Origin of the sequence: Myxococcus qinghaiensis (assembly GCF_024198215.1) — a bacterium.
GTDB lineage: Bacteria > Myxococcota > Myxococcia > Myxococcales > Myxococcaceae > Myxococcus > Myxococcus qinghaiensis.
On record NZ_JAKCFA010000017.1, the window covers coordinates 216,365 to 228,400 of the forward strand.

At 68.8% G+C, this 12,036-nt stretch carries 12 protein-coding genes; 5 read left to right on the forward strand and 7 right to left on the reverse strand.

Annotation, left to right across the window (positions count from 1 at the left end):
- Positions 1-49: 49 nt before the first annotated feature.
- Entirely contained in the window at positions 50-565 is a 516-nt protein-coding gene (locus LZ199_RS29305; protein ID WP_253997076.1) for an ester cyclase, read from the forward strand.
- A 7-nt stretch (positions 566-572) separates the two neighbouring features.
- Here the strand turns inward: LZ199_RS29305 and LZ199_RS29310 are convergent, their stop codons facing one another.
- Positions 573-1,199 carry a hypothetical protein gene (locus LZ199_RS29310; RefSeq protein WP_253997077.1) on the reverse strand — a complete coding sequence of 209 codons (627 nt, stop codon included), beginning with the start codon at positions 1,197-1,199 and terminating at the stop codon, positions 573-575.
- Positions 1,200-1,282: 83 nt separating this feature from the next.
- Complete coding sequence (locus LZ199_RS29315) at positions 1,283-2,044, reverse strand: hypothetical protein (protein WP_253997078.1); 762 nt, start codon at positions 2,042-2,044, stop codon at positions 1,283-1,285.
- A gap of 167 nt (positions 2,045-2,211) precedes the next feature.
- On the opposite strand from LZ199_RS29315, the gene LZ199_RS29320 reads away from it, so the two are divergent.
- Together LZ199_RS29320 and LZ199_RS29325 are read left to right on the forward strand one after the other, a co-directional pair.
- Positions 2,212-2,670 carry a DUF3293 domain-containing protein gene (locus tag LZ199_RS29320; RefSeq protein WP_253997079.1) on the forward strand — a complete coding sequence of 153 codons (459 nt, stop codon included), beginning with the start codon at positions 2,212-2,214 and terminating at the stop codon, positions 2,668-2,670.
- A gap of 130 nt (positions 2,671-2,800) precedes the next feature.
- Positions 2,801-4,768 (forward strand): bifunctional metallophosphatase/5'-nucleotidase, encoded by a 1,968-nt coding sequence (locus LZ199_RS29325; protein WP_253997080.1) that lies wholly within the window; start codon positions 2,801-2,803, stop codon positions 4,766-4,768.
- 18 nt (positions 4,769-4,786) lie between these two features.
- Here LZ199_RS29325 and LZ199_RS29330 read toward each other — a convergent pair whose 3' ends face one another.
- The 5 genes from LZ199_RS29330 to LZ199_RS29350 form a co-directional block, all read right to left on the reverse strand.
- Entirely contained in the window at positions 4,787-5,209 is a 423-nt protein-coding gene (locus tag LZ199_RS29330) for a hypothetical protein (protein ID WP_253997081.1), read from the reverse strand.
- 192 nt (positions 5,210-5,401) lie between these two features.
- Entirely contained in the window at positions 5,402-6,016 is a 615-nt protein-coding gene (gene clpP / locus LZ199_RS29335; RefSeq protein ID WP_253997082.1) for an ATP-dependent Clp endopeptidase proteolytic subunit ClpP, read from the reverse strand.
- A 142-nt stretch (positions 6,017-6,158) separates the two neighbouring features.
- Complete coding sequence (gene fumC, locus LZ199_RS29340; protein WP_253997083.1) at positions 6,159-7,553, reverse strand: class II fumarate hydratase; 1,395 nt, start codon at positions 7,551-7,553, stop codon at positions 6,159-6,161.
- A gap of 105 nt (positions 7,554-7,658) precedes the next feature.
- Complete coding sequence (locus LZ199_RS29345) at positions 7,659-8,003, reverse strand: antibiotic biosynthesis monooxygenase family protein (protein WP_253997084.1); 345 nt, start codon at positions 8,001-8,003, stop codon at positions 7,659-7,661.
- A 251-nt stretch (positions 8,004-8,254) separates the two neighbouring features.
- Positions 8,255-8,608: a PspC domain-containing protein gene (locus LZ199_RS29350; RefSeq protein ID WP_253997085.1), complete on the reverse strand. Its 354-nt coding sequence runs from the start codon at positions 8,606-8,608 to the stop codon at positions 8,255-8,257.
- A 274-nt stretch (positions 8,609-8,882) separates the two neighbouring features.
- Here LZ199_RS29350 and aceB point away from each other — a divergent pair, with 274 nt between their 5' ends.
- Together aceB and aceA are read left to right on the forward strand one after the other, a co-directional pair.
- On the forward strand, positions 8,883-10,508 hold the full coding sequence (gene aceB / locus LZ199_RS29355) for a malate synthase A (RefSeq protein ID WP_253997086.1): 1,626 nt from the start codon (positions 8,883-8,885) through the stop codon (positions 10,506-10,508).
- Between the two features lie 47 nt (positions 10,509-10,555).
- Positions 10,556-11,842 (forward strand): isocitrate lyase, encoded by a 1,287-nt coding sequence (gene aceA, locus LZ199_RS29360; protein ID WP_253997087.1) that lies wholly within the window; start codon positions 10,556-10,558, stop codon positions 11,840-11,842.
- Positions 11,843-12,036: the final 194 nt, after the last annotated feature.

Sequence of the window (12,036 nt, forward strand, 5' to 3'; positions counted from 1 at the left end):
GGCCCTGGGGGGCTGACGGCCTGGGCAAGGCTGCGCAGCTTCCCAGGCCATGAAAAGCCTCGCGACGACGATGTGGCTCTGCATGCTCGGACTGCTGTCCGCGTGTGCGTCCGTGTCTCCGGTGGAGCGTGCGGCCGCGCTGGAGGAGCAGAACCGCCAGCAGGCGCGGCTCCTCACCGAGGAGCTCTACAACCTGCGCAAGCTGGACCGCGTCGCGGAGCTGTTCTCCGAGGACTACGTGGACCACTCGCAGGGCGCGCCCACGAATGTCGTGGGCCCCGCCGCCGTGCGCCAGCAGGCCGAGGCGACGTTCCAGGCCTTCCCGGACCTGCGCTTCGACGTCCTCCACGTGGTGGCGGACGGAGACCTGGTGCTGGTGCACTGGAAGGCCCAGGGCACGGATGCGCAGCACCCGGACGAGGCGGGCAAGCCCCGTCAGCTCGCGCTCAATGGCCACTCGCTCTACCGGATGCGCGACGGCAAGGTGGTGGAGTCGTGGGACATCTCCGACCGCCTCGACCCGCTGCTGCAACGCGGTTACAAAATCGTCCCGCCCCGGCAGTGACGCGGCGTCACTGGAGGACGGCGGGCGCCTGGAAGACCTCGCCGTCGCGGCCCTCCACGCGCAGGCTGGCCCCGTCGGACGGGCCCACCTTCAGCTCCACGCGCGGCTGACCCCGGCGGTCCACCAGCATCAGTCCCGGAGAGCCGTGCTCGTCCGCGCCCAGAATCGCGCGGGGCCGGCCATCCGCGTCCGCCAGCTCCAGTCGCGAGGAGCCGTCCACCTGGAGCCCCACCGCGAACAGGTCGATGCCGCCGGGCTTGGACAACGTCAGGCGCGGCGCTTCGTCCGAGTACACGGTGAGCTCGGCCAGGGACTCGCCCCCGGCCGTGGAGAAGCGCAGCCGGGGTGAGCCATCCACCGCCACGCCCAGCAAGGCGCGCGGACGCCCCAGGCCGTCATGCAGCACCAGCCCCGCGGCGCCCGAGTCATCCAGCCCCAGCGAGGCCCGACGCATTCCCTGGGCGTCGTTGAGCACCAGGCGCGAGGCCACCAGCTCTCCACCCAGCGTCGGCGCGGGCTTCAGCGCCGCGGTGCCCAGCCCCACCCCCGCCAGCGCGAGCGCCGCGAAGGTGAGTCCCTGCAACCGCCGACAGCGGCGCTCCAGTCGCTCCAGCCGCGCATCCACCGAATCCATCTCGAGCCTCCCGCCAGGGCCAACGGCCCCTGGACCCCCACAGCCTAGCGGAAAAGGCTCGGATGGACCGGCCACCGGTGACGTCAGATGTCGACGTCGTTCGAGTTGGCGTTGACGTAGTCCCGCGTGTCGCGGTTGATGGGACGACCGCGGCCGAAGAGGAAGCCCAGCTTGAACTGGACGAAGCCTCCGTTGAAGCCCGCTCCCAGCTCCGACTCGGAGTCCGTGGTGTTGAACTCGCCAATGACAGGAATGGAGACGCCGACCTCGGGCATCAGCCGGAAGCCCTCGGTGACCCGCAGCGCGTAGCCCACGGAGGCGCCCACGCTCAGCAGGTTCGCGGCCGCGCTGTCGGTGGAGCTGCCGCCCGAGATGCGCGTCGCGGACACCCGAGGCCCCAGCACCAGCTCCGACCCACCCGCCGTCTTGAAGCCCACCAGCAGGGGCACCGCCACGTTGACATAGCTGCCCACCGCGTCGTCGTCGCTGCCCAGGAAGACACCCATCACCGAGGGCGCCAGGGAGATGGCCAGGTTCGGGTCATCGGGGCTGGTGAGCAGGAACTTCGACTGGAGCTCGGCCAGCGACGAGCCGAAGCGCACGCCCAGGTCCACGCGCTCCGTCACACCGAAGCGCGCCGCCAGGTCGATGTGTGGATAGTAGATGCCCCCCGAACCCGTCTCGCTGTCCCCGATGACAGCGGCGCCTCCGACACCCGGTTCAATGGCGAACTGGAACTTGCCTGCGCCCAGCGTGTCCGCCGTCTGCACATGACTCACCGAAACACAGCCGGTCCCCACAAAGCCCGCGCACAGCGCGACAGCCACCACGGCACGACGCATCATCTGGATTTGCCCCACGTCCAAACGCCCCCTCATTGGAACGTTGCGAGGGCTCCAGACGTTGGGGGGTTCTGAACATTCACTGGGAATATCCAATCCAGACACCTTTTCGTCACAACCCGCGGCCCCCGGGGCTGACAGCGGGGTGTCGGCGACGCGAGAATGCGCGAATGAGACAGCTCGACCAGGAGCGGTTGCTGGGAGCCTACCGGGCGACGCGGTATGTCATTCGCCCGCATGGCTCCACGGAAGGCGTGGAGCAGGTGCTGCGAGTGGGACGGCTGCACCCCGCGCTCGACGCCGCCCTGGCGGCACGAGGACATCGGGAGTGGGCCTTCCTGACGGCCTGGAATCCGGGTTCCCGCCCTCGCGGCAAGGACGAGAACCAGCGCGCGCAGGAGCGGCTGGTGTCCCAGCTCATCGCGGGGGGCTGGGTGGTGGCGCCCGCCATCGGCGAGGCGGAGGACGGCAGCTGGTCCGAGCAGAGCCTCTTCGTCCCGGGCCTGCCCCGCGCGGAGGCGGAGCGCTTCGGTCGCGCGCACGGACAGGTGGCCATCCTGGTGGGGCGCACCGGCGGCCCCGCGGAGCTGCTGCCGTGCGGCAACGAAGCACCGCCGCCCGTTCCTTGAAGCGGGGCGACAGTCGCGCCCCCCTGTCTAGACGAAGTCGGGGCGTGAGCTTCACCGTGTCGCCATGAACTCGAGCCATCGTCCACGAACCAGGGTAGGTTCCGACTCCCTGCTCGTCGGAGTTCCATCGATGCCTCAAGCCACACCGCGCTCGCCACCTACGGGAGCGCGCCCTAGCGTCTTCCTTCTCGCCGGAGCGTTTGTCACCGGCATGTTCCTCTTCGCCCATGGAGGCTGCGGAGGTGACGAGTGCCAGGACGCCGCCGACTGCCGCTTCGACAACAGCGCACCGGCCGAGGGCAAGGAGTGGGTCTGCGAGGACAAGCGCTGCCAGCAGCACCCCGTCCAGCCGCCGCCCCCGGACGCTGGGACGACCGACGCGGGGACGACCGACGCGGGGACGACCGACGCGGGGACAACCGACGCTGGGACGCGCGACGCTGGGACGACCGACGCGGGGACGCGCGACTCGGGGACGACCGACTCGGGTCCCACCACAGTGAGCGTGCAGGTGCTGGCGTTCAATGACTTCCACGGACAGCTCGAGGAACCCGGAGGTCAGATTCTGATGGGCGTGGCCCCCGACGGTGGGCCGGTGCGGGTGAACGCGGGCGGCGTGACGTACTTCGCCCGGCACATCGCGGCCCTGCGGGCCACCAATCCGAACACGGTGGTGGTGGCGGCGGGAGACCTCATCGGCGCCTCGCCGCTGGTGTCGGCGCTCTTCCACGACGAGCCCACCATCGAGGCGATGAATCTAATCGGCCTGGACCTGGTCGCGGTGGGCAACCACGAGTTCGACGAGGGCAGCACGGAGCTGTTGCGCATGCAGTCGGGCGGCTGCCACCCGGTGGATGGCTGCCTGGACGGGGATGGCTTCCCGGGCGCGAAGTTCAAGTTCCTGGCGGCCAACGTGGCCACGGGCGTGGACCGCACGCTGTTCCCCCGCTACGACGTGCGCGAGTTCGAGGGCGTGAAGGTGGCCTTCATCGGCATGACGTTGGAGGACACGCCGGAAATCGTCACGCCCACGGGCGTGGCGGGGCTCACCTTCAAGGACGAAGTGCAGACGGTGAACGCGCTGGTGCCAGAGCTGCGGCAGCAGGGCATCGAAGCCATCATCGTGGTGGTGCACCAGGGCGGCAATCCGAGCCCGAACGCGCTGGTGAACGAATGCAAGGGTTCGGGCGCGGACGGCCTCATCTCAGGTGCCATCGTTGGCATCGCCAAGGGCCTCAACGACGCGGTGGATGTCATCGTCAGCGGCCACACGCATCAAGCCTACAACTGCGTCATCGATGGCAAGGTCGTCACGAGCGCCTCGTCGTTGGGGCGGCTCGTCACGGACATCGACCTGACGTTGAGCAAGGCGACGGGCGACGTCGTGGGGGCGCGAGCGAACAACGTCATCGTCACTCGCGACGTGCAGGAGGTCGGCGCGGTGAAGGAGCTGGTGACGAAGTACCAGGGGCTCGTCACGGCGCGGGCCAACCGGGTCATCGGCTGGGTGGCACAGGCGCTCAGATCGCAGTCGGATTCCGCGGGCCAGTCCACCCTGGGTTCAGTCATCGCGGACTCGCAGTTGGAGGCGACGAAGCCCGCGAACATGGGTGGGGCGCATGTGGCCTTCATGAACCCGGGCGGCCTGCGCGCGGACATCGCCCAGGGCGAGGTCACCTACGGCGAGGCCTTCGCCACACAGCCGTTCGGCAACAGCCTGGTCACCCTGACGCTGACGGGCGCGCAAATCGAGCAACTGCTGGAGTGGCAGTGGCGGCCGTCGGGAGCCACCCTCATGCTGTTGCCGTCGGCGGGCTTCACCTATGCGTTCAGCGCGTCGGCGCCCATCGGAAACCGCGTCAACCCGGCGTCCATCCGGATCAACGGCGTGACGGTGGACCCGGCGGCGAACTACCGCGTCACCGCGAACAACTACCTCGCGAGTGGGGGTGATGGCTTCGAGCTGCTCGCCGAGGGGACGAACCGGCTGGGTGGCGACCTGGACAGCGACGCGATGGAGGCCTACCTGAAGGCGCACAGCAGCGCGGCGAGCCCCTTGCCCGCCCCCGCGCTCAATCGCGTCACCGTGCTGCCGTAGCGGCGGCCTCCGGCTGTGTCAGGGGATGGGTCCGCGCCCCTGACCGCCGGCGGGCACATCCTCGCCCTGGCCGGGGACGTTCTCAGGAGTCGTGGTGGAGCCCGGGAGGATTTCAATCTCCTGGGCGCGCGTCACCCTGCGGGCAATCTCGTCGAACTCCAGCTCCACGCCCCGGCCAGGCTTGTCCTTCAAGCCGAAGCGGATGCGCCAGAGGTTGGGGCGGATCTCCACGGCCTCGCCGGCCTGGGCCAGGACGAAGCTGTTGTTGCGGGCGTATTCCTCACCAGCCTGGATGACGTCGCGCTCGCCCAGCTCCGCCTGCACGGAGGCCGAGGAGGGGGGAACGGGCGGGCGACCAGTGGGCCCCGCGCAACCCGCTCCAACCAGGAGGGCGGAGGGCAGCAGGAGGCGACGGAGGGTGCGCGAGCGAGGCCAGGACATGTGTCCAAGTTTGGGCATCGGCCATGCCACCCGCAGCCGAGAGGCCGGGCACGGCGGCGCGCGGAATTCGCGCCTGCTCGGTGCACCAGCTTGGGACTTGCGCGCGGCGGGTGGCGGGAATCAACGGGCGGGCTCGAAGTGCCCACCCGGCCCCCGCTCCGCCATGAGAGCGGGGGGAGGTGCGACGCGCTGTTACTTCGCGGGGGTGGACGACGGCGGCGAGATGAGGCGCTGCTTCTCCACCACTTCGTCGATGAGGCCGTACTGCCGGGCATCCTCGGCGCTCATGAAGTAGTCGCGCTCGGTGTCCTTCTCGATGCGCTCGATGGTGTGGCCCGTGTGCTTGACGATGAGGCCGTTGATGTAGCTGCGCAGGCGAAGGATTTCCTTGGCCTGGATGTCGATGTCCGTGGCCTGGCCCTGGGCGCCGCCGAGCGGCTGGTGAATCATGATGCGGCTGTTGGGCAGGGCGTAGCGCTTGCCCTTGGCACCGGCCAGCAGGAGGAGGGCGCCCATGGAGGCGGCCTGTCCCACGCAGATGGTGGACACCGGACACTTCACGTACTGCATGGTGTCGTAGATGGCGAGGCCGGCCGTGACGGAGCCGCCGGGCGAGTTGATGTAGAGGTTGATGCCCTTGTCGGGGTCCTCGGACTCGAGGAACAGCAGCTGGGCGACGATGATGTTGGCCACGTCGTCGTTGACGGGCGTGCCCAGCATGATGATGCGGTCCTTGAGGAGCCGGCTGTACAGGTCATACGCCCGCTCGCCGCGGTGCGTGGTCTCAATGACGAAGGGGACGTTCATGGCTCCCCTACCCTAATCGTCCTGTCGCGCTCGCGCCCGCTCGTTCTTGCCCCAGCGTGCGCTGGCCCACGGTTGGGACGGGGGAAGGCCCCCCGGATGCCCCTCGGTGGGGCGTCCGGGCGGGGTGTAGGACAGGGGGTGCCTACAGGCCGGTCATCTTCTCCGGGCGGACCCACTGGTCGAACTGCTCGGAGGTGAGCAGGCCCAGCGCCACGGCGACCTCCTTGAGCGTCTTGCCCTCCTTGTGGGCCAGCTTCGCGATTTTCGCCGCGTTGTCGTAGCCGATGTGGGGGTTGAGGGCGGTGACGAGCATGAGGCTGCGCTCCAGGTTCTCCTGGATGCGGGCGCGGTTGGGTTCGATGCCGACGGCGCAGTTGAGCCGGAAGCTGCGCATGCCGTCCGCGAGGAGGCGGCAGCTCTGCAGGAGGTTGTGGATGATGAGGGGCTTGAAGACGTTGAGCTCGAAGTTGCCGGAGGCTCCGCCGATGGAGACGGCGACGTCGTTGCCCATGACCTGGGCGCAGAGCATGGTGAGGGCCTCGCTCTGGGTGGGGTTCACCTTGCCCGGCATGATGGAGCTGCCGGGCTCGTTCTCGGGGATGGTGATTTCGCCCAGGCCGGAGCGGGGGCCGGAGGACAGCCAGCGGATGTCGTTGGCGACCTTGAAGAGCACGGCGGCCAGGCCCTTGAGGGCGCCGTGGGCCTGGACGAGCGCGTCGTTGGCGGCCAGCGCCTCGAACTTGTTGGGGGCGGTGACGAAGCCAAGGCCGGTGAGGCGGGCAATCTCCTTCGCGACGCGCTCGGCATAGCCCTTGGGAGCATTGAGGCCGGTGCCGACGGCGGTGCCGCCCAGCGCGAGCTCATGCAGGTGCGGAAGCGTCCGCTCCAGGTGGGAGCGCGCCAGGTCCAGCTGCGCGACATAGCCGCTCAGCTCCTGGCCCAGGGTGAGGGGCGTGGCGTCCTGGAGGTGGGTGCGGCCAATCTTCACCACGTCCATGAAGGCGCGGGACTTGTCGGCGAGGACGTCGCGCAGGGCCTTCACCTCGGGGATGACGTGCTCGACGAGGGCGGTGGCGGCGGCCACGCTCATGGCGGTGGGGAAGACGTCGTTGGAGCTCTGCCCCTTGTTGACGTCGTCGTTGGCGTGGACCTTGCGGCCTTCGCCGCGCTCTCCGCCGAGCAGCTCCGAGGCGCGATTGGCGAGCACCTCGTTGGTGTTCATGTTCGTCTGGGTGCCGCTGCCGGTCTGCCAGACGGACAGGGGGAACTCGGCGTCGTGCTTGCCGGCGAGGACTTCATCGGCGGCGCGGACGATGGCGTCGCCCTTCTCGCGAGGCAGGCTGCCGTTCTCCACGTTGACGAGGGCCGCGGCCTTCTTGACGAGGACGAGCGCGCGGATGAGGCCGGGGGGCATGCGCTCGGTGGAGATGGCGAAGTTCTGGAGGCTGCGCTGGGTCTGCGCGCCCCAGAGGCGGTCGGCGGGGACTTCGATGGGGCCGAAGGTGTCCTTCTCGATGCGAACGTTCTGGGTGCTCACGCGCGGGGCTCCTGGTGGAAAGTGTCCGTGAGCCCACGAATAACAGGCCGGAGCCCTCTGCACCTGGAAGGAGCGAGGACCGTCGGTCCGTGAGCAGTCCGGGAGTCAGCCGTGAACCCGCCGGCTGTCGTCGGGAGCCTGCTCGCGCGAGTGAGGTCCATAGTCGCGAACGACGGTGGCCACACGAAGGCGGTAGTCGGCGAAGACGGAGTCCCGGCCCCGGCTCTGGGCGGCGCGGTGTGCCTCCAGCTCACGCCATTGCTGGACGGCGGCCTCGTCGCGCCAGAACGACAAGGAGAGCAGCCGATCCGGAGAGGACAGGCTCTGGAACCGCTCGATGGAGATGAAGCCCTCGATGCGAGCCAGCAGGGGACGGAGCTCGGCGGCCAGGTCCAGGTACTCGCGCTGTCCATCCGCGTTGAGCCGGGCCTCGAAGATGACGGCGATCATTCCGGAGTCCTCAAGCCGCCGTGCACACCGGGATGGAGTGCGAGGCGGTGAGGCGCTTCTACGGGTCGCCGAGGACGAACGTTTCGGTGCTCACCGAAATGAGCGAGACGGTGTGCACGCAGGCCGCGTGACGCAAGGGAGCGGGACGGCCGGCGTGGGGGGCCCCGTCCGCTGACGGGGGGACCCGCGCCGAGCCGAGGGGCCCGCGAGCCGTGCCCACCGTGTCCGCGCCGCCACCGTGGTCCCGTGCCTCAGACCCGGCGCTCCATGCGAGGAGCATCAGAGGACTGCCCGAGTCCCGACAGCCACTCCATCGAGCGCTGCAAGGGAGCCCGGCCCACGGGGGACGAAGGAGTGAAGCCCCAGAGCAGCAGATAGACGAGGGGCAGCGTGCCGCCGGAGAACAAGGTGGCGACGACGAGCGCCACGCGGATCCACGCCACGTCGATGCCCAGCTCGCGAGCCAGCATCGCGCACACGCCCGTCAACGCCCGCCCTTCCACGCCCCGGTGAAGCCGCTCCGCCCGCGTCCCACAGCGAGGGCACTTCGCGGCCTCCGCCCTCATCTCCTCCGCGCATCCCGAGCACCGCTTCATCGCGTCCATGTCCTGCCTCCCCAGAGCGGGCAACCCCTTGGCGCCAGGCGCCCGCATCCCTACCTACGCAATCTGGCGTCGCTGATTGCCTGCCGCCCGGCCGTCGCCCCCTCCCCTCCAAACCCGCGCCACGTCTGTTGATTTACAGATTTAATCCGGCGGGTGTTGACAGCATTACAGCCGAGCAGGCACAAATTGACCGACACTTCCCTTCCTCCCTCGGAAGATCCATTTTCCGACCCGTTGAAGGTGATTTACAACGCAGCATGCCAAGGAGTTTTTGATGACCTCGGATGCCCCCTCTTCGAAGACCCCGGCCTTCAGCGCTGGCGTGGCCGTGAAGGGTCCGTGGCACCCCGATTACGCCGAGGTCCTCACCCCGGACGCCCTCGACTTCGTCGCCCGCCTCGCGCGCGCCTTCGGCGAACGCCGTGAGGCGCTCCTGGAGCGCCGCAAGACGGTCCAGGCATCCTGGCGCAAGGGCGAGCGTCCCCACTTCCTCCCCGAAACGAAGGCCATCCGGGACGGCCACTGGACGGTGGCTCCCCTGCCGCCGGACCTCCAGGACCGCCGCGTCGAAATCACCGGCCCCGTGGACCGGAAGATGATCATCAACGCGCTCAACTCCGGCGCGAACGTCTTCATGGCGGACTTCGAGGACGCCAACAGCCCCACCTGGGACAACGTCGTCCGCGGCCAGCTCAACCTCCGCGACGCCGTCCGCCGCCGCATCTCCTTCACCGCCGACGGCGGCAAGCACTACGCGCTCAACGACAAGCCCGCCGTCCTCTTCGTGCGTCCTCGCGGCTGGCACCTGCCCGAGCGCCACGTCGAAATCGACGGCAAGCCCATCTCCGGCTCCCTCTTCGACTTCGGCCTCTTCTTCTTCCACAACGTCCGCGAGCAGCTCGCGCGCGGCACCGGCCCCTACTTCTACCTGCCGAAGATGCAGAGCCACCTGGAGGCCCGCCTCTGGAACGACGTGTTCCTGCTCGCCCAGGACACGCTCGGAATCCCGCGCGGCACCATCAAGGCCACCGTCCTCATCGAGACGCTCCCCGCCGCCTTCGAGATGGACGAAATCCTCCACGAACTGCGCGAGCACTCCGCCGGCCTCAACTGCGGCCGCTGGGACTACATCTTCAGCTTCATCAAGACGCTCCAGTCCGACACCAGCGTCGTCCTCCCGGACCGCGGCCAGGTCACCATGGACAAGGCGTTCCTCAACGCCTACTCGCAGCTGCTCATCCAGACCTGCCACCGCCGAAACGTCCACGCCATGGGCGGCATGGCCGCGTTCATCCCCATCAAGGGTGACGCCGCCGCCAACGAGGCCGTGCTGGAGAAGGTCCGCGCCGACAAGCTGCGCGAGGTGAAGAACGGCCACGACGGGACGTGGGTCGCCCACCCCGGCCTCGTCTCGCTCGCACGCGACATCTTCGACGCGAACATGAAGGGCGCAAACCAGCTCTCCAACAAGCGCGACGACGTCCGCATCACCGAGGCCGACCTGCTCAAGGTCCCCTCCGGCACGCGCACCGAAGAGGGCCTGCGCCACAATCTCCGCGTCGGGATTCAGTACACCGCCGCGTGGCTGGGCGGCCTGGGCTGCGTGCCCCTCTACAACCTGATGGAGGACGCGGCCACCGCCGAAATCTCTCGCGCCCAGGTGTGGCAGTGGATTCACCATGGCGCCTCGCTCGACGACGGCCGCAAGGTGACGCCCGAGCTGTTCCAGACGCTGCTTCGCGAAGAGATGGCCCACCTGGACCAGGAAGGCGTCAACGCGAAGTACGGCGCAGAGCACGTCACGCGCGCCCGCGAGCTCTTCGAGCGCCTGTCCACCGCCTCCACCTTCGAGGACTTCCTCACCCTGCCCGCCTACGCGGCGCTGGATTCCACTCGCTGAACCTTCGTCTTTCTTCAACCCTTCACCGCCGCACCGAGGAGCCTGCGATGTACGACGCCACCACGACGACCCCGGATGCCACTCCCCACGCCAAGCTCCACGCTCGACGCTTCGAGGGCATCATCCGCAACTACACCGACAAGGACGTGCTGAAGCTGCGCGGCACCCTGCCCATCAGCTACACGCTGGCGGAAGTCGGCGCGAAGCGGCTGTGGGAGCTGCTCCACACCGAGGACTACATCAACGCGCTCGGCTCGCTCACCGGCAACCAGGCCGTGCAGATGGTCCGCGCGGGACTGAAGGCCATCTACCTCTCCGGCTGGCAGGTCGCCGCGGACGCCAACTCCGCCGGGCAGATGTACCCGGACCAGAGCCTCTACCCGGTGGACAGCGTCCCCACCGTGGTGAAGAAGATCAACAACGCCCTGCGCCGCGCGGACCAGATTGACCACGCCGAGGGCAAGAGCGACCGCTACTGGTTCGCCCCCATCATCGCCGACGCCGAGGCGGGCTTCGGTGGCCCGCTCAACGCCTTCGAGCTGATGAAGAGCATGATTGAGGCCGGCGCCGCGGGCGTCCACTTCGAGGACCAGCTCGCCAGCGAGAAGAAGTGCGGCCACATGGGCGGCAAGGTGCTGGTACCCACCAACCACTTCATCCGCACCCTCACCGCCGCGCGCCTCGCCGCCGACGTCATGGGCGTGCCCACCTTGCTCGTCGCCCGCACGGACGCCGACAGCGCCAAGCTGCTGATGAGCGACTCGGACGAGTACGACCACGCCTTCATCGACCGGAAGAATGGCCGCACCTCCGAGGGCTTCTACCGCCTCAACGGCGGCCTCGACTGCGCCATCGCCCGCGGCCTCGCGTACGCGCCCTTCGCGGACCTGGTGTGGTGCGAGACGAGCACCCCGGACCTGGCCCAGGCCAAGAAGTTCGCCGAGTCCATCCGCGCGAAGTTCCCCAACAAGATGCTGGCCTACAACTGCTCGCCGTCCTTCAACTGGAAGAAGAACCTGGACGACGCCACCATCGCCAAGTTCCAGCGCGAGCTGGGCGCCATGGGCTACAAGTTCCAGTTCGTCACCCTGGCCGGCTTCCACGCGCTGAACCACTCGATGTACGAGCTGGCCCGCAAGTACAAGGACCGCGGCATGGCGGCCTACAGCGAGTTCCAGCAGGGCGAGTTCGGCTCGGAGAAGGACGGCTACACCGCCACGCGTCACCAGCGCGAGGTCGGCACCGGCTACTTCGACCAGGTCGCCGAGGTCATCTCCGGCGGCTCCGCCAGCACCCTGGCCCTGCACGAGTCCACCGAGGCCCACCAGTTCTAGTCGGGCGCATTTTCCGCTGATCCATCCGAGGGCCGTGGACTTGGGCACCGTGCCCGTAAGTCCGCGGCCTTCGGTCGTTTTTCCGCCGGGCAGGCAGGCTCCGAGCGCCGGGACGCAACTTCTCCCGGGGCTGGGCGATAATGTGGGCAGACCTCCGAGAATCGCGCTTCGTGCGCCCTCGGACCGCCAAGGAG

Bases quoted from the DNA above. Each gene is read 5' to 3' on its own strand.
- LZ199_RS29305 (WP_253997076.1), top strand. From the start codon at position 50: ATGAAAAGCCTCGCGACGACGATGTGGCTCTGCATGCTCGGACTGCTG.
- LZ199_RS29310 (WP_253997077.1), bottom strand. From the start codon at position 1,199: ATGGATTCGGTGGATGCGCGGCTGGAGCGACTGGAGCGCCGCTGTCGG.
- LZ199_RS29315 (WP_253997078.1), bottom strand. From the start codon at position 2,044: ATGATGCGTCGTGCCGTGGTGGCTGTCGCGCTGTGCGCGGGCTTTGTG.
- LZ199_RS29320 (WP_253997079.1), top strand. From the start codon at position 2,212: ATGAGACAGCTCGACCAGGAGCGGTTGCTGGGAGCCTACCGGGCGACG.
- LZ199_RS29325 (WP_253997080.1), top strand. From the start codon at position 2,801: ATGCCTCAAGCCACACCGCGCTCGCCACCTACGGGAGCGCGCCCTAGC.
- LZ199_RS29330 (WP_253997081.1), bottom strand. From the start codon at position 5,209: ATGTCCTGGCCTCGCTCGCGCACCCTCCGTCGCCTCCTGCTGCCCTCC.
- clpP (WP_253997082.1), bottom strand. From the start codon at position 6,016: ATGAACGTCCCCTTCGTCATTGAGACCACGCACCGCGGCGAGCGGGCG.
- LZ199_RS29345 (WP_253997084.1), bottom strand. From the start codon at position 8,003: ATGATCGCCGTCATCTTCGAGGCCCGGCTCAACGCGGATGGACAGCGC.
- LZ199_RS29350 (WP_253997085.1), bottom strand. From the start codon at position 8,608: ATGGACGCGATGAAGCGGTGCTCGGGATGCGCGGAGGAGATGAGGGCG.
- aceB (WP_253997086.1), top strand. From the start codon at position 8,883: ATGACCTCGGATGCCCCCTCTTCGAAGACCCCGGCCTTCAGCGCTGGC.
- aceA (WP_253997087.1), top strand. From the start codon at position 10,556: ATGTACGACGCCACCACGACGACCCCGGATGCCACTCCCCACGCCAAG.